Below are 18576 nucleotides of genomic sequence, written 5' to 3'. Positions count from 1 at the left end.
TACTATTTAAATTGAACTTGTATTAAGGAAGAAAAGGCTTACAATCACACAAATATACTCTGCAGCGACCATTTGGTGGTTGCTGTTTGTTACTTTGTCTCATCCAATATGTACTTATCGCCTTACTGCTTTATCGTAATCAATACTGTTCAGTACAAGGCGAGAACGATGCTGATTGAATAGTGGAGAGATGATATTTCGCTCTGCTTTATAGTCTTTTGTTTTTATTCCAGCTAAATAGAATAGTAGGTGCGGGAGGTCATCAGTCATAAACTTATTGTTTCGAGCTTGCAGAGTTTCTATGAAGATTTTATGATGTTTACGCCTGTAAGTTGTTGAGCACCATATCCAGAAGGGAATCTCAAACTCCTCGTGATACTTTTTGATATCGATTTGTTCGGCTTCAGTTAGTCTGCCTGCCATCTGCGCATCTTTACCATAACAATCTTCTCCATGGTCAGACAGATAGATAACAATAGCCTCCTTGTCTTTGAATTGTTCGATTATCTTACTTAATACATAATCATTGTAAAGGGTTGCATTATCGTAATCTGCAATGGTTTGTTTCTCTTCCTTTGTAAGATCAGTACGTGGGTAATCATTTGTTCCGAACCTCTTCATATTACTTTTACAGCGTAATGAATATTGGAAATGCTGCCCTAAAAGATGAAAGATAATCAGTTGTGACTTCTCTTTAATACCTATGTTTTTATAGTCATTTAAGAGTTCCTCATCATATTCATGGATATTAGTATTCCTGTAATCAAACATCTGCTTGTTCAGTTGTGGGTGGTTTAAGAAGAAGCCACCAGAAAGATTATTCGTCCAATCGGGTGTGTAGTTGATTCCATACGGGAATTGGTTTGATAAGAAACTGACGTGATAACCAGCTTTCTTAAATACTGCTGGGAAGAGAGTGTAGTTGCTCCAATCGCCTTTTACACCAACAGATTGTAAAGAAAATATCTGCTTGAATACTCTACTTGTTAGATTCCAAGGGGAGACAACATCGGTAAATACAGCTAATGAATCCTTTCCTTTCATCAGAGTAAGTTGGCGAGGTGTTGTTGAAAGAGGGTAGCCGTACAATTGAGAATGGTGCCGATTGGCACTCTCACCTATGATAAGTACGATGATGGGGGACGTAAATTCGCATGAATTTACCCTTATCTGGCTATTAGCCATAATCACTCCATCCACCTGCTTTGCTATTAAACGATTGGAGTAAAGCCCATATACAACGCGTTCAACAGGATGGTAAATGTGTGCAAAGCCGTTAGTTACAGCTGCTTCCAGCTCCGACAAGTTCTTAGAAGAATAGAGTTGTACTTTATCATAAACGCTTAGACATGCCCCTATTACAAGTGTTAACATCAAAGCTGAGGCGATGAAAGGTTGCTTTAGATAATAGGTTGGAATCTTCACCTTCCTTATAACCATAACAGCATGGCAAACTGCGAGTAAGACGATTACGTCAGCTACAGAATATAACAGCTCTGGTTTAAGATATTGAGAGAAGAACTCTGTTGCCTCCCTACCAGTAGTTTCTTGAGCTAAAAGAACCATGGTCGGTGTAATAGGAGTATCGAAAAGGGTCTTGCAACAGGCATCTATTATGGCTATCACATAAACGATACAGCTCAACATTACCTGCAATCCGTGATGTAATACTCGTGGGGAAAGGTTCAACAAGAAGCAAATGAAATATACATCAGCCGTCAGTTCCACATAACCAAATATGTTACGATGGCTTACATTCATAATGGCTCCTACTAACAACATAAACACGAAGAAAAGAGAATTCCTTTCTATCGGCTTTATGAGATTATCTATTAAGGTGCGTTTCATACTTATTTTGCTTTGCTAAATTCCCTTATTATGATGCTCATATTGTTTACTAAGTGCAAAGGTACAAAATAGTAGCAGTATTTTCAAACAATCCGATGCCTCATCTATTTGCTTCAGAGGGATTTAGGGAGGCTTTGATCCGAACGTTGAAGGGTGTATTTTGAATTTAAAAAGAGCCTTAAAAAGAAAGGACACACTCGGTAGAATCTGAATGTATCCTTATTTTATTTAATTCCATTAAACGATGAGAAAGAGCTGGGAATATGATCTAAAGTAACAGTTGTACAAGCCAATAGAGCCTGGAGTATAGCGCACCTGATCCTTAGCCATCCCATGGATGGTAGCATGGAGAGCGTCAGAACCTTTCTTCTTAGACGACTTCTCACGATAGAGAAAACCAGTAAATTAGCTCCCAATAATCATTGAGTTAAGCACCTATTAGCTTACTCGTTTGTCCTCTTCCATAGCCTTTAGGCATGCTGGACAGATTCCCTTATAATATAGTTGAGTATCGTCAATGCGGAAACCTTTACCGATCTCACCCGTATAACGAGGCATTTCCATAGCTTCGAAGTCGAATACCTTCTCGCAACGCTTGCAGAAGAAGTGAGCATGAGGATCGGTCACTCCATCATAACAAACACGATGTTCATCAATGGTGATCATCGATGCGGCATGGTGTTCGGACAGCATACGAAGGGTATTGTAAACCGTTGTTCGACTTACAGTTGGTAGTTGCTTCTTCAACGCCAAGAACACATCTTCAACCGTAGGGTGTGTGTGATGAGCCTGCAAATACTTCATAATTGCAACGCGTTGGATAGATGGGCGAATGCCCAAAGCGATAAGTTTATTGTATGCAGAATCCACTTTCTTTGTCTTTATTAAATGATTATTAAATGAGAGGAAATCAGTCAGAAGCAATCTTTTTCATCGTCTCTTATGGTCTCCTATACGCTGTTTGCAAAGGTAATAAAATTATCAGAACTGGCAAGCAATAGCATTGGAAAAGATACAAAATATAGTTTTCTATAACGTGTATCATCGCTTATCTCCATTTCTTTTGATGCTTTTTTCACATCGAAGAGAGGCTTCCTTCAATATGAAGCAAGGCTCTTCTCGCATGGAGAAGAGCCTTGCTTTGATTTATAAGAATTATCCTATTAAATCATTAGAGGTTATTATTTTATCTATACTATACATGCTATATCGATTGAAAATAGGCACATATAATTTCTGATTGATAGGCTTATTTGAGCTAATTAGAAGCTATAACCAAGTCCAACGATTAGTCCATTAACACCATAGTGCTTAAAGGCTTGTCGATAAGCAATATCCAGTTTGAAGCCAGCCCATTGCCCTCCGGCACCAAAGGTGAACGCATCCGACCCTTTGTCAGCATGCTGATAGCCTACACGGGCAGACACTATACGGTTGTAAGTGTACTCCAAACCAGTTCCCACGAGGGTTTCGTGCGCATCTTTCGGTGTGAAATAGCGATACGAGAGGGCGTAAGTAAGCGCATGTTTAGGTGCAACTCCTACGCTCCAATCGCCTCCTATGACAAGAGAAGTGGGCAGACTTTGAGGAATACCAGTGTTGTCAAACTTCACATCTTTGCCGAAGTCCATCAATCGTGCGCCCACTGTTAATTTCGTTGGCATATCCTTTGCGAGGTTGAAGTCCGTTTGATAAGCAGCTCCCACACTGAAAGCTAAAGCGTTAGCACTCGTTTCGGCATGGGTACGAGCATAGGTTGCTGTGGCATAGACAGCCACTTCCTTTGTTATAGGAAACGAATAACCGAGATCGAGCGCAAGGTCATAAGGCTTTATCTCTTTAATTCCGCCCATTGCAGCTATCGGTTGTATGGTCAGTCCACCCATGTAACGTACACCCGCCATGAGTGCTGAATGGTTTTTAAACTGATACCCCGTAGCGAGGTTATATTGCATGAGTCGCCCCTCATCTGTCTTTGGCTGTCCTGCTATTGACGCATCAATGGAGAACTGCTTATCGCCATAAGTGAAGGCAGCAGGATTGGTATAAATGTGCATCTGGCTCGTGTTGCCAAGCAGTGCACCACCCATCGCCTCCGTGCGAGCGTTCGGGTTGGATTCGAGTACAGGTATAATCCTACTCTGTGCGGCTGTCTTCATCGTCATACCCGTACTCAAGACGAGAAGAACTATTGTTATCTTCTTCATAAGTTACCGATTATTTCTTTATAAAAACGTGCTTACTTGTTAGGCGATCCGTCGTTAGTAAGAGGTAATAAGTACCTGGTGCGAGGCGGTCGATACCGATCGTTATTTCATGAGTTCGGCTATCTGGCGTCATCGTCTGATCGATGAGTTTCTGCCCATGAAGCGATGTTACGATGGCTTTAACCTTAGTTACATTACTGCGCATAAGGGCTTTGATGTAGCTGTGTGCAGGGTTCGGATAGATGACGTGAACGTCCGGTGCATTCTTATCAGTTACTCTCACGAGAGCCGAAGTGATTGTTCGTCTACCGCCATCAACGGCTGTGATGGTGAGTTTCGTAAGTCCTTTCTGTCCCGGGGTGACGGTTAACTTGGTTCCATTAACAGCCACCTTTGCCACTTGTTCATTGTCGGAAGTAACGGTGAAGTGCATTGCTTGTCCGCTTGAAGCAGTGAATACGTGAGCAAGATCAAGGTTGAGTGCTTCGCCATTCGCAAACAACGAGATGTCACCGATAGGTCTTGTAAGTTCGGGGGCAGTGTGAGCAACGATCTCATAAGCGATAGTTTGCGTTGTTTTACCACCCAGTTGATCGGTGAGCGTGATATCAAACTGATATTTACCCTGTGCTCCTACCTTGATGAGCAAGTCGAAAGTATCACCGATACGCTTTAGCTCTACGCCTTGAGGAAGTGCTGTTGTTGTGTACGTCCAAGTGTGTCCATCCTCATCTTTCACGGGTAATATCTTATGATAGTAAGGCTGTGTATCAAGTAAGCGAAGGTTCTTTTCAATCATATCTGTGAATATTGGAGCATGGTTCAGACGTGTTTTAAAGCTCGTTGATACCTCTGCCGAACGATTGTTGAAGCGGTCGCGAGCAATCATCTTAACGACATAATCCATGTCAGTCTCCAGTCCTGTAAACTCTTGCTGCATCTCTGTTCCGACAGACATGTTATAAGAGAAGCGTGTAAAAGACTGAACAGGAGTGCTCAAGTCTGACTTCTTGAAGAGTTGAATATCGTATGCAAAGGCTGTGTGCTCATCGTTTAGAGCATCATTATCAGCCGTCACATTCCATGCGATGTTAGCATCGTAATAACCCTTTGTAGCATGTGAAGAGTAGTCGGTGACAGTGATAGTTGGGGCTTCAGGAGCCTCTGTCTCTGGGTCAGAAAGCGCATAGAGCGCATCGATGTAACCGAGTCCCATCTTTCCAGCTAAGTTCGCATCCGTCTTTACCTCATAGGGACTCTTGGCTTTAAGAGCACCTAAGATGCGACGCCGAAGATCCTCATTTGTGAAGTTAGGATTCGTCTTTCCGAACTTAGATACTACAAGAGCTGCAATGCCCGTAACGTGTGGTGTCGCCATAGAAGTACCTTGCGCAAAGGCATACTTATGGTCAGAGGGCAGCGTAAAGTCAGTATTGGGATAAGGACCAGTCATGCCTGATTCATAGTCAATAGGCACCGTGCTCAATACGCCCTGATTGACTGATCCAGCATCAGTTGTACCACCGGGAGCAAGTACATCGACCCATGGTCCCTTGTTCATATAGGCTGTTGGCACACCGAGACTATTGATTGCTCCAACCGCTACTACACGATTATAAGAGGCCGGAATCATATCAATGTCATATTGAGAGTCATTACCCGAAGCAAAGAAGATGAGACCACCTTTCATATAAGCATCAGGTTTCTTCTTTCCGTCTTTATCGCATCCAGCAACGTCAGTAAAGTAATTGATGCCATCTTTCAGTAGGTCGAATTGATTCTTGAAGATGGTTTGGAAGTTCTCATTATTAAGGTATTTCTTACGGTCGAAAGCGTATCCCCAAGAACAGTTCATTACTGATGCACCATTCTCGGCAGCAAATTCAAACGCCTTAACAATGTACTTTGTCGTTGCAGTCTCCGTTGTTCCGTCATGCCCATAGATCTCACAACTCATCAAGCGGACGCCCGAATTGGCATCACCATTACCACCGGCAATACCGCAAACTCCGATTCCGTTGTTGTTACGAGCAGCGATGGTACCAGCTACGTGGGTACCATGAGCACCTGCAATGATATGATTCGGATTGTCTTGACCGGTCTCTTCTGCCCAGAAGTTACGCCCATGGATGGTCTCTCCCGTTTTAGGGTCTTTACCTTGCCAAGCTGCTCCTTCAAGGTCTTCATGTGTGAAGTCTATACCCGAATCCATCACAGCTACGACTACATGTGGGTCTCCCGTTTCTTTCTGCCAAGCAGGGAAAAGGTCTATATCAGCCCCAGGTTGGAACATTTGATATTGTTCTATGGTCGTGCTGTAATGCCATTGATATTTCAAGTAAGGGTCACTGAAAGAGAGAGGACCTTGTCCGTCATTGGCATCACGAAGTCTTCTTGGATTGATAGGAGAGCGTGTAGCAGGAGTGTAAGTCACTTCTGAAGGGACAATAGGAATGCTTCCGTGTACCTTTTCAATTGCTGGGTCGCGCTTGAGTTCATTAATCACTTCGGCTACATCTTTATCTTTGTCGAACTTGACAACGAACCATCTATCCAAGCCACGAGCCCTCTTGAGGTTTGCATACTCATTCGTCATGTCAAACACCTGTTCGACTTTCACGGTTGCATCATCAAGTATGGCGGCACGTGTAACACTCTGAGTTGCTGTGCGTGTAGTGGGTGATACGCTTGCTTTTAACTTGATATAAGCCATGCCGGGTTCCCATGGGAAGCTGTCATCGGAGGGCTTTGTAGTTGTCTGTTGATTGCTTGGCTCAAGCATATCATCGTGACAGGACGTACAGAGTCCAGCGATGAGAGCCATGCTAATAACCGTTAGATATATATTTCTAAACTTTTTCATTGTGCGTAAAGTCTAATAGTTAAGGTTCTTCTTAATTAAGTCAACATAGTGCTTACTCTTGTAGTAAGTGATGACAGTACGGCTCTCTTGCGGGCGAAGGTCTATCAGATTCTCACTGCCGCGATAGAAGGTTGCGAATCCACCACTTGCCTCTCTGAATAGGCTGTAACCCTTGTCTTCAACCGCACGGCGTGTGCTGAACGGTATAGAATATTCATACCAAGTATATACACCAGGCGTTCCTTGCTCCTCACGATTGTAGAAGACATCACCTCCCTGATAGAACACTTGACATGAACCAACAGTACCACTAAGGTCTTTATCTTTGACTAATCCAGCATCAATATCTTCTTCCGTGATACCTTGCCAATTAAAGAAGTAGATAACATAAGCTAATGTTCCGGGCTCGTAACTCTCGTTCTCTGGCACAAATATTAAGCGTGAGTAACGACAGAGCGGATCCTCTGTTGTGGCTGTTACGTTCTCTGAATTAAACTGGTTGTTATAGTCTGGTTTCATACCACGTTGACGCTCGAACGCAACCACCTGATCGAGTTTGAACGCCTTATTATGTAGGTAATCAGAAGGGAAGACAGGGAATGTTTCCGCCTTACCATTACTATTGAGTTTCAAGCTATTAGGCGTTTCGAGATACTTCATGCAGGCACTTCTAAAGATACCACCAGCCATCTTGAAGTTGTCAACAGAGTTATAAATCGTAATGAGACGGGTCTTATCTATCTCTTCATTAAAATACTGTGACTCTGTATCAAGGCGTTGCTTGTTACCTAATTTGAAGTTATTTTGCTTTAACCAAGGCTCGTATGAGTCTTGTTGGAATAGCTTACCTTTGGGTGCTTTAAGCCATGCGCAATACATATCCGTACCACTGTTCTTCTGCTGATAGAGGATGTGTGGAGCTTGTTCACCTGGTGAATGGAATACCGTAAACACCTTCTTTTGATCCTGATGATAGGGTAAGAGCGAGTCAATCTCAAATGCTTTATCACGGAGATTATGCCTTTCTGCCTCCATTGCTATTACCTTATTGATATCGAAGTTATCGAAATCCCACACTGGTAACTGGAACTGAACGTACCCATTCTGCATAACGGTTAACTCGTAATGCTTATTGCCATTGGATAGGAATAGCTTCTCACTTCGGCTGGTCTGTGCCCATTGGCTGTTACGCTCAATAGCGGTGAGGTTGAGTGTTAACTTGCGTTGTTTGAGGTCAACGTCATAGCTAAGCCAGTTGTTGGTAGCCTTGTCTAACTGTTCAACTGTCCAATTATCTGAATTGGAGATAACCTTTACCTCCACTCCTGTATGTGCCTCATGATTGAGGATCAGCGTACCATTACCGCCCTCAACAGCAATCGTTGGGTCTGTTCCGAATTGTGTCACAATAATCGTCCGTTTGCTTGTTGGAGTCGCAATAGTAACCTCTGTGCGACGTTCGTCAGCATCATTATTGGCTGTGGCGGTTAACTCTAAGGTTGTGCCTCTTCGATTTGTTGTGAGCCAGGCATTGTGTGCCTCATTCTCAATCTGCCAATCATCGCCTAAAGAAGAGACATCAACAAGTTTCGTTTCACCCTCTTGTACAAGCGTTACTGCGGTTGATTCACCTAAGACAATACGCTCAGTCCCTCCTAAGACAAGATCCTTTTGGCATGCAACGGCTAAGACTGCTATTGCTAAGAATGCCCATATTTTTATTCTCTTATACATAGTGTTTCTTTTTTAATTATGCGTTATCTATTTATCTCCCCATCCTGGGTTAGGTAAGAGGTTGGTATTTATTAAGGTCTCATTCTTAGGTAATGGCCATACAAACATATAGTTGTCTGGTTGTATGTCGACCTTATATCCGCCTGCATAGAATGCTGCTGGTACCTTGTAATAATTCTCTCTTCCTTGGAAAGTACGCTTCTTTACGCCTTGTTTCCAGCGTCTCAAGTCCCAGAGGCGGAAGCCTTCATAAGCCAGCTCACGTGCTCGCTCATTCTTTATCTCTTTATATAGAGCATCGCCAGTGAGGGTTGTTGGATCTAAACCACGTGATCTGCGCAATTGATTAAGATAGTTTTGTGCATCACTGATATTGCCTAAGTCGTATGCAGCCTCAGCTACAATGAGATATTGTTCAGCAATTCGGAATGGCTTTGGAGCTTGATTCCCATTAGGCACATAACCACCCCAATGCGTGCTATTGAGTGTTGCGTAGTTAGGATTACCTTTAAACTTCGATATGACATAGAGCTGAGTTGAGGCATTCATATCATTGACTGTCGTATGGACGAACTCGAATAGAACCTGTGCACGGTGGTCGTTCTCGCCTGTAAAGAGATCGTTGATAACCTCCCGAGTTGGTACGTAGGCAGGCTTGTTGTAATCGCCTATCTTACTTGCATCATGTTGATTATCCCAATATGTGGCAGTAGACAAGTCAGCCCCGTAGAAACCTGTTGTTGTGGCAATCTCATTCTCTTTGTCCACGAAAGGTTGCCATATTTGTTCCATACCATTATCGTAGAACCACATCTGCGCAAAGGCATCTTTGCGTGAATCCACCTTATTGTTGGCATCCAATTGACCATAATAAGGAGTAATGAGAGGGTATATTCCGCGGTCGATTAGTTGCTTAGCCTCGGTATAAGCATTTGTCATGTCTCCCATATAAAGGTACACTCTTGCACGTAAAGCTTTAACTGCATCAGCACTAATCTCCGTATTTCCTTGTACGGCAGCAACGTCATTTAGAAGAGAATCAGCCTTATGCAGGTCTGCAAGAATGAGCTTATAGGTATCTGCATTAGTAGCTCTTTTCGGTTTATCAATTGATCCAGGCTCTGTCTCCAATACCACTCCAAGATCCTTGTCAGCCGTATTTTTATCGTAAATCATACCCCAGCGTAAGGCTAAATTGAAGTGATAAAAGGCACGAGCAAAGTAGGCATCACCAAGAAAATGATTCCTTTGTACCTGTTCATCACTGCTCACCTCCATCTTTGGTAACAGCTTCAAGACAACGTTTGCATCGATGAGTGCTGCATAATAAGAGTGGTATAACTCCTGTAAAACAGCACTCTCTGGCTTGATAGTCCACCCATGGAACTCACCATAAAGGTTGCCGAAAGCGGCGTGCGCATTAAGCATGTCTGCTTGAGCCTCTTGTGGAATAACATATCCACCACCGAACTTTCCACGTAGAGTTGAGTATATTCCATTATCCCACTTCTTGGCATCTTGCATGTTGCGATACGACTTTCCATAGTCTATGTAGTTAGCAGGATCACGATCCAAGTCGCATGCTTGCAACGTAAACAAGAGTGCGAATGCCCAAAATAATATCTTTGTTCTTTTCATATAGATACTCATTTTTTATGTTATTGTTAGAGACCAAGTTCCACTCCAACGCTCATCTGTTTTGTATTAGGGTTCACTCCATAAGAGACGTTGCGGTTTACTTCAGGGTCAATACCACGGAACTTCGTAAATGTTAATAGGTTACGACCTGTGAAGAATACCTTTGCTGAACGTATAACCTTTTGCTGTCCAAGCATTCTGCGAGGTAACTCATAGCCCAGAGTGAAGTTCTTTAAGCGCATGAAAGAAGCGTTTTCCAGCATCTTCGAGTCTAAGTATGTACTCTGGTGAGAAGGGTCACGAACCCATGCAAGAGATGGAAATTCCGTCTTATCTCCTGGTTGTTTCCAATAGTCGAAGAGTCTTCTTGAACCATTGAAATTATCTTTCTTGTCACGAACAAAGTAGTCATTCTCATAGAATTGCTTATCCATTGAGATCATGTGTTTACCTAATGCAAAGAAGAAGTCAGCGTTCAGATAAAAGCCTTTCCAGTATGCGGAGATGCCCCAACCACCAGTGAATGGAGTGTAAGCATCAACTCCTGTGTTCTGATTCAGCGAACTTGACCACTCGTTAACCACGTCCTTATCATCACGATGAGGCTTGTTTTTGTCTGCTCCCGGGCGATACCATTCAGGCACACCAGTATCAGGATTCACACCTTTATATAATGGTAAGACGAATTGAACAGGCTTTCCAACAACGTAAGAGAGCTGTCCGCCTGGTTCTTGCCATGATTGCCTACCCTCGAAGAGTTCGAGAACTTTATCCTTATTATAGTTGAGGTTCGCATTAGCTGATACTCCCCAGTCGCGTCCACGTAGGATGTCTACATTTAACTGGAGGTCGATACCTTGGTTCAGATAGCGTCCTGCATTCTCGTAACGAGTAGGATAACCAGCACTACCAACTGTTAAACCAGATGTATAAGGTAGAGGAACTTCAAAGAGCATATCGCTTGTTACACGATTATAATACTCCACATTCAAGTCCAAACGATTGAGAATACGAGTCTTCACACCCACTGTGAACTTGCTTTGATGCTCCCATCCAAGGTCGGGATTACCCAGACTTATGAAGCCAAGACTCATGTCTCCCTTCTTCTGACCGACCTTTCCTGCATAAGCTGAAGTGCTATATGGCGGAATAGAAGAGTTACCTTGAGTACCGTAGCTCGCCTTTATGTCTAAGTCATTCAACCATGCCACATCTTGCAAGAACTTCTCTTTCTTTGCTTTCCATAACAATCCCAATGACCAGAAAAGACCGTTTCGCTTGTTCTTGCCGAAGCGTGAAGAGGCATCGTTACGTAGGACAAGATCAACGAAGTAACGCTCGGAGAAATCGTAAGATAACTGTGTGAAGAATGACAAGAAAGCGTATTCATTCGTGTCTTCACCGATGTTCTTATTCTTAGTTGCATTGTTAAGCAAGTAGAGACGATCGTCCAGTATGCCTGAACCAGCAGCCGAGAAGCCATCATCCTTATAGTTGGTGTATTCATGTCCGAGCAGTGTTGTCAGGTGATGATCACCAAAGGTCATATTATACGAAGCCGTATTGGTGATGGTAATATTCGATGCCATTGAGAACGAACGTTCGGAACTTCCATTACCGTAAGCACGATAATAGCTTGGAAGGGTACGTGAACGACTATTACCATAATCGAGCTCCAGGCCTATTAAAGAGCGTAAGGTGAGGTTCTTAATAGGTGTAATAGTAAGATTACCATTGGTAGACAGGATGAAATTATTCGTCTTCGCAGGGTTCGTAGAGATAACATGTGAAGGTGTGGCGATGTCTAATAAAGGAACGCGCACCAGTTCTTTGCCTGTATTAGGATCGTAAGGTGAGGCAAAAGGAGCATTCATTGCTGCCAGTCCACCACCAACTGCATTGTTGTTACCAAAGGGAGATACGCGTGTAGCATCGTATGATACTTGGGTGTTAATATTGGCTCTTACCCAATCATTCAACTTCGCATCAAGGTTGATACGACCGAACACCTTTTTATAACTGGAGCCCATTCTCAAACCATCCTGACTGAGTGCTCCACCAGAAAGATAGTATCTTACGCCCGTGTTTCCACCAGATACAGAGACATCAGCTGTGTACATTGGAGCTGATTGATAAACGTATTTATACCATTGAAAGTCGGTTTCTTTGAAGTATTTCTCTTTAAAGGTTGCAACCTCTTGAGGCGTATATATGCCTGTTTCTTCATAGTATCTTAGTAGTTCAGGTCCCGTCATCAACTGATCGAAGTAATCGGTATTTGCAAGTGAAGAGACTGCATATTGCGCACGAACATTTATACTGGGACGAGTCTCGGTGCGCCCTCTTTTCGTAGTTACATACATAACACCATTGGCAGCACGAGCACCATAGATAGAGGTTGCAGCAGCATCTTTGAGGAACTGCACGCTCTCGATATCATTAGGATTCATTGCTTGCAACACAGCCATACTGACCTGCATTCCATCCATGATAACCAATAGACCAGTACCCGCACCAAGCGATCCTTGCCCGTGAAGAGCCATAGATAGGCGTGCAGAAGGTTCACCGGAAGAGGAGAAGACTTGTAGTCCGCTCACCTTACCCTGCACGGCATCCAAGGGGTTAGCAACAGGTTTCATCTCAAGATCCTTAGCACCGACTTTAATGACGGAAGCTGATGTGTTGGCAACTTTTCGTTCCATGTAACCAACGACAACAACGTCATTCATCATTTGCTCAGTGGGTTCCATCTTGATATTCATTTGTGGAGCTGCGGTGCGTTCAACGCTGTTGTAGCCCACAAAACTGAATGTTAACTTTTCACCACTACGCACGTTTAGGGTAAACGAACCGTCTATGTCCGACACAATACCCGACTTAGGTGCTGACTTAGGGATAATACTTACGCCTGGTAAGGCTTCCCCATTCTCATCTACAATGTTACCCTTTACTGTTATAGACTGGGCTAAGGCAGAGCTTAATCCAGTGAACAGAAATAGGATAAACATCCACATTCTTAGTTTCATAAATGTAATTATTCAGGTTGATTATTATCTTTGATACGACTTGGTTTGGCTATTAGAACGAGCTTAAAGCTTGCTTTCTTTGTGATATTGGATGGTTCTTAGTTTTCCTATGGAGGTTCATTACCACAGGTTAAACATGTTTGCAAATATAGGCATAATATTTGTTAAATAGGAAGTGAACGGTAATTTTTTTTTGATAAAAGCGTATTTTTATTACTAATTGCATATATCTTTTATATATATACTTTATAGAAAGGATCTCAAAAAATCCCTATTTATTTTTAATTCAGTTTGCTGTCAGTTTTAACATTTACGTTATTTCATTCATTATCAATGGTTTATACACAGAAGCACAATGACAGTAGTGACAGCAAAAATAAAACTCCTCTCTATTCCGTAAACACTTTCTCATCCTGAGACTATTTCTTCTTAACACTCTCCCCACTATCTTCCAGAATCTAAAATAACAGGAAAGAACTATGTGAGAAACCTCTATTCTACCTTTTTTAAGTCCTCTTTGGTATCAAAATAAACCAATAACAGCACAGCTCACAACTCTCAATAATAATCATAGCTATGGACTTTGAATGATGAATGATAAATTAATAATCTCCTTCTTGATGGTTATTATCATTAATTATTTATAACTTTGCAAATGATAGATATATAATGTTGAACAGATGATAACTATCTGGAGAAAGATAAAAAACAACTCTAACCAATTTTCAAGACCTATGAGAAAAGTCATTACTACCTTACTCCTCGCACTCTCCATGGGTGCCTTTGCGCAGGATTTCAACCATTATTTCGAGGATGCAACGCTGCGTTTGGATTATATCTTCGCTGGGAATGCGAAAGAGCAGACCATCGCTGTGGACGAACTATCACGTATCCCACATTGGTATGGCAAGCACGAACGACTCGCCGAAGTGCCTGTCGAGGGCAATGGACAGGTCATTGTGCGTGATCATCGCACGCAGAAAGTGATCTATCGAAACTCTTTCTCCACCTTATTTCAGGAGTGGCTCACCTACGACGAGGCGCAGGGTGATAGCAAGAAATCGTTTGAGAATGTCTTTCTCGTACCTTATCCAAAGGACACGGCAGATGTAACTATCGAACTAAGGAACAACCGGCGCGAGGTTACTAACCGCATGACGCACACCGTTGCACCACGGGATATACTCATCCGGCACATCGGTGAGCGTAATGTCACACCTTACGAAACCTTGCAACAGGCTGCCGATCCTTCGCACTGCATACACATTGCGTACATTGCGGAGGGTTACACCGAGACCGAAATGCCCATCTTTATAAAGGATTGTCGCATTGCGATGGAAGCCCTCTTCGCTCACGAGCCTTTCAAATCGCTGCGTTCTCGATTCAATATCGTGGCTGTCAAGGCTCCATCCGTTGATAGCGGGACGTCCGAACCATCAAAGGGTATATGGAAGAACACGGCTCTCCACTCACATTTCGACACTTTCTATAGTGACAGATACCTCACGACTCTCCACCTCAAAGACCTCCACAACTGGCTGGCGGGTACACCTTACGAGCACATCATCGTATTGGTAAACACGGAGAAGTACGGTGGTGGCGGTATTCTGAACTCTTACAACCTATCAATGGCACATCACGCTTACTTCAAACCAGTGGTCGTTCACGAGTTTGGACACTCTTTTGCGGGTCTCGGCGATGAGTATGCTTATGCCAAAGAGGAGATTAACATGTATCCAAAAGACGTCGAACCGTGGGAACCGAACCTAACAACTCTGGTCGACTTCCACAACAAGTGGGAAGGAATGATTGATAAGAAGACTCCATTACCGACGCCCGAACCAACCGACTTAGATAAGCCGAACGCACGTAGAGATAAGTGGAAAGTGGGTGCATACGAGCCTGCTGGCTATGCTCAACACGGTGTTTACCGTGCTTACCCAGACTGTCGTATGCGCACAAATGCCCATCCCGAGTTCTGTCCGGCATGCACCCAAGCCATCACCCGATTGATTAAGTTCTATACAGGAGAGGCTCCTCTTTAATTCAAAATTCAAAGTTCACAATTCAAAATTGTGATTAGGTAGAGTGGATAAGTAGACTGGTTAACAAGTTGACGAGTTGCTTGTTCTGTGGAAAACAATACTATTTACTCCCCTCTCCATTCGGAGAGGGGACGGGGGAGAGGCTTTTCTTAACACGGAATACACGGATGGCACGAAGCCGCAAGGCGACACAGAGTTCCTTACGGAACATGGGAATCCACAGAAGCTGACGCCCTTGTCTAATTCAAAATTCATAATTCACAATTCAAAATTATGATTAGGTAGAGTTGACGAGTAGACTGGTTAACAAGTAAACGAGTTGTTAGTTCTGTGGGAAATGGCACTATCTGCTCCCTCTTCTCCATTGGGAGAGGGGGCGGGGGATGCTTCACAGTAGGGACAGACGCCCTCGTCTGTCCGCCCCAACATTCCACCTTACATTACAAGTAGCCTCCCTTATGCGGACAGACGAGGGCGTCTGTCCCTACATAGTGGGGATGCTTCTGTTTAAAGAGGGCGTCTCTTCATATCGAAGAGAGGCTTTCTTCACATCGAAGAAACGCCCTCTTCAAAGCGAAGAAGGCGTCTCTTTGTTTTTAGTTCTGCTGCTCCAGCTAACGAGGTATAGCCTCGTTACACGGAAACTATAATACACGGGCATTACAGCAACCCCTTACTTCAAACAGAAGTAATCATAATTTTGAATTATGAACTTTGAATTTTGAATTAAAGAAGAGGGGTTGGGGGAGTCTTTCGGGGGGCTGGATTGACTTCTGTTCATCTGTTACTCTGTCTTTAAAAACCTATTACTCTATCTTATCAAACAGGTAAAAAATGTTTAAAAATAACTTTTTAACATACAATCATTTGCTTTTTACTTTTATTTTGTCTATCTTTGTGCATGTCATTTAACAACGATTCGACATACAATTTACTAATTAATCTAATTTACGGAGGTAATTACAATGAAAGAGACTAAGACTTTAGATTTCTTCGATGACTACAACTTCGAGAATCAGAGCTATCAGGAGAGCACCAATGCAGAGCATCTGCTTGGTGGTGAAATTTGGTATAATTAGTGTTAAGGTAATGTTTTGATTTTTATTAGGCGATTACTTTAATAATAAAGTAGCCCTGAGGGTTCTCTTAAGAGAACCCTCAGGGTTTTTCTTATTATCGATTGTTTCGATAAGAGAGGGATAATATTCTCATAGTCAGGTAATTGATAGACTGCTGTCGAAGAGACGCCCTCTTTGAATAGAGGAAACGCCTTTCTTGATGGAAAGAAAGGCTCTTCTTCAATCGAAGGGAGGCTTTCTTTAAAATTAAATTGTCGTGGTGGATAGGATTGGTGAGGCTTTTATAGGACGATAGGGAAGTGCGCAGCCGAATGTGAAAAGGTCGTGATGAGAAAGGTGCGGAGTATTAGTTAACTGTAAAGATAATATCATAATGATTAATCTGAAATATATTTTATGCTTGAATGGTTGCTTTTCTCATATATTCTTGTTATTTTTGCGAAAGAAATCAGACCATTGAGTACATTTATCAAAGTCACACTATGAGAAAGGTTTTGACAATTCTTTGCCTATTGCTAACGTGTCAATGCATTCAAGCACAGTACTCCGATCGCAACTCGATGATGCGTAAAGAGCTCGTGAGTTACCATCGTAACGGACTGGGATACTATGAGGTGGTGACGAATAGGATGGTGCGTGAGGTCAATGATATCGTTGAGAACTATGCTTATGATAAATCGACTAATTGCCTATATGTGCTTACAAACAACAGTAATGTTGCTATTGTTTTGGAAAAGGAGTTCGCTAAGTATATCAGGAAAAGCAAGGATATCCCACATTTGTCGGGCTCTGCTCTGAGGCAAGCCATTGATAAACGCAACCGACAGTTGGCTGATAAATATTATATGTTGAACCAACGTCGTGGTCAGGAGATTGCTGATTCCACAGCCAAAGCGCAACAGGACTCGCTTGATGAGGTATTGCGTCGACAGATGGCAGAGATTGATGAGGCTAATCAAAGGGAGCGGTATCGGCGCACCCATTCGGCTCATCGTATGGATCTAAGCAATTATTCTTTGTCTTGTTCAATCTGCGATGAGTTGATAGACGGCTTGAATGTGACGGAAGTAATCGGTATTAAAAACGATTCCATCTACTTCTTTACGGAAGAGGAGGGCGATCTCGGCTTAGAATATAAGGTGCCACATCAGGCAGAGATAACCGAAGGTATGCGTGAAGACTCCGCTTTCATGTATCATTGGAAAGCCTTTCAACGAGAGCTTGCAATGAATGAGCAGAAGGGAGTTAATGCCATGGCAGACTTTGCGGATAGGTATGCGAGTTATATCACAAGACTCCGTGAGATTGCACCTTACGGCTACGTGAAGGATTGGGATTGGGATGATAAGGACGGAAAGATCACTATGAGCCTTTCATTTGTCAATACCCGCAAGAGCACAATACGCTATATTCACTTCCATTTCGTTGTTTTGAATGATGTTGGTGATGTATGTTCTCAAGGTGTATTTAGGGCTACTGGTCCTGTAGAAGAGTTCGAATCGGGTTCGTGGGAGTGGAACAACTCTTATTATTATACGTATGGCGATGCAACGACAATGAAGTTTACTAAGATCGTAATAACCTATATGAATGGCACTCAAAAGGTGCTTATGGGTGGGAACATTGTCATAGATGATTAAGAATATATCGTTGATCTCCACCTACTTTCCTATTTAATGAGAGTCCACCAGACCTCCGAAAGCCTTCCTCAACTCCTCCGAAAGGAGGAGAGAGAGTCTAACGGAAACCAGTAAGGATAAGACATCCTTAATACAAAGAGGGCGTTTCTTCACATCGAAGAAACGCCCTCTTCGATGCAAGGAAACGCCCTCTTCAATGCGAAGGGAGCGTTTCTTTAATTTTAAAATATTATTACCCCTGTTTCTGTCAGGTATTGGCATACGTGTAAATGATAGTATTTACTCCCCCTCTTCATTCTCGGAGAGGGGTGGGGGTGAGGCGTCTCTTCGGAGGAGAAGGATTCCACCTATCATGCTCCACGCACTTCATTAGGTGCTTCTCACCCTTTGGAAGGCTTGAGCGAAGCACCATTTGAATGATAGAAAAGCCCCCTGTGCATGCACACAATCCAACAATTATTCGTAAATTTGCACTGAATAATGAAATTATTTAGCA

The 18576-nt window shown here is 42.9% G+C and carries 9 protein-coding genes; 2 read left to right on the top strand and 7 right to left on the bottom strand.

Annotated elements, in window-relative coordinates; all coding sequences use genetic code 11:
- Positions 1–114 precede the first annotated feature (114 nt).
- The 7 genes from J5A55_RS08850 to J5A55_RS08820 form a co-directional block, all read right to left on the bottom strand.
- The gene (locus tag J5A55_RS08850; RefSeq protein ID WP_004383178.1) at positions 115–1848 is read right to left on the bottom strand and encodes a phosphoethanolamine transferase; all 1734 of its coding nucleotides are present in this window, start codon (positions 1846–1848) and stop codon (positions 115–117) included.
- Positions 1849–2286: 438 nt separating this feature from the next.
- A complete protein-coding gene (locus tag J5A55_RS08845) occupies positions 2287–2718 on the bottom strand; it encodes a Fur family transcriptional regulator (RefSeq protein ID WP_039851234.1) in 432 nt (143 codons plus the stop codon).
- 392 nt (positions 2719–3110) lie between these two features.
- Entirely contained in the window at positions 3111–4055 is a 945-nt protein-coding gene (locus J5A55_RS08840) for a PorV/PorQ family protein (protein ID WP_004383182.1), read from the bottom strand.
- 10 nt (positions 4056–4065) lie between these two features.
- Entirely contained in the window at positions 4066–6918 is a 2853-nt protein-coding gene (locus J5A55_RS12480) for a S8 family serine peptidase (protein WP_004383183.1), read from the bottom strand.
- A gap of 12 nt (positions 6919–6930) precedes the next feature.
- Positions 6931–8652: a BACON domain-containing protein gene (locus J5A55_RS08830; protein ID WP_004383184.1), complete on the bottom strand. Its 1722-nt coding sequence runs from the start codon at positions 8650–8652 to the stop codon at positions 6931–6933.
- A gap of 27 nt (positions 8653–8679) precedes the next feature.
- Complete coding sequence (locus J5A55_RS08825; RefSeq protein ID WP_004383185.1) at positions 8680–10302, bottom strand: RagB/SusD family nutrient uptake outer membrane protein; 1623 nt, start codon at positions 10300–10302, stop codon at positions 8680–8682.
- 14 nt (positions 10303–10316) lie between these two features.
- Positions 10317–13316, bottom strand: a complete 3000-nt coding sequence (locus J5A55_RS08820) for a SusC/RagA family TonB-linked outer membrane protein (protein ID WP_004383186.1) — start codon at positions 13314–13316, stop codon at positions 10317–10319.
- 734 nt (positions 13317–14050) lie between these two features.
- Between J5A55_RS08820 and J5A55_RS08815 the strand changes: the two genes are divergently transcribed.
- Positions 14051–15361 carry a M64 family metallopeptidase gene (locus J5A55_RS08815; protein WP_039851314.1) on the top strand — a complete coding sequence of 437 codons (1311 nt, stop codon included), beginning with the start codon at positions 14051–14053 and terminating at the stop codon, positions 15359–15361.
- A gap of 1639 nt (positions 15362–17000) precedes the next feature.
- A complete protein-coding gene (locus tag J5A55_RS08810; protein ID WP_004383192.1) occupies positions 17001–18080 on the top strand; it encodes a hypothetical protein in 1080 nt (359 codons plus the stop codon).
- Positions 18081–18576 lie beyond the last annotated feature (496 nt).

The organism is Prevotella veroralis (genome assembly GCF_018127765.1).
Taxonomy (GTDB): domain Bacteria; phylum Bacteroidota; class Bacteroidia; order Bacteroidales; family Bacteroidaceae; genus Prevotella; species Prevotella veroralis.
Note: the sequence above shows the minus strand (reverse complement) of the source record. Positions and strands in the feature narration are given on the sequence as shown.

What these genes read in the sequence shown, in the direction of transcription:
- J5A55_RS08810 (WP_004383192.1), top strand. Translation starts at nt 17,001, where the DNA reads ATGATGCGTAAAGAGCTCGTGAGTTACCATCGTAACGGACTGGGATAC.
- J5A55_RS08825 (WP_004383185.1), bottom strand. Translation starts at nt 10,302, where the DNA reads ATGAGTATCTATATGAAAAGAACAAAGATATTATTTTGGGCATTCGCA.
- J5A55_RS08820 (WP_004383186.1), bottom strand. Translation starts at nt 13,316, where the DNA reads ATGAAACTAAGAATGTGGATGTTTATCCTATTTCTGTTCACTGGATTA.
- J5A55_RS08850 (WP_004383178.1), bottom strand. Translation starts at nt 1,848, where the DNA reads ATGAAACGCACCTTAATAGATAATCTCATAAAGCCGATAGAAAGGAAT.
- J5A55_RS08840 (WP_004383182.1), bottom strand. Translation starts at nt 4,055, where the DNA reads ATGAAGAAGATAACAATAGTTCTTCTCGTCTTGAGTACGGGTATGACG.
- J5A55_RS08830 (WP_004383184.1), bottom strand. Translation starts at nt 8,652, where the DNA reads ATGTATAAGAGAATAAAAATATGGGCATTCTTAGCAATAGCAGTCTTA.
- J5A55_RS12480 (WP_004383183.1), bottom strand. Translation starts at nt 6,918, where the DNA reads ATGAAAAAGTTTAGAAATATATATCTAACGGTTATTAGCATGGCTCTC.
- J5A55_RS08815 (WP_039851314.1), top strand. Translation starts at nt 14,051, where the DNA reads ATGAGAAAAGTCATTACTACCTTACTCCTCGCACTCTCCATGGGTGCC.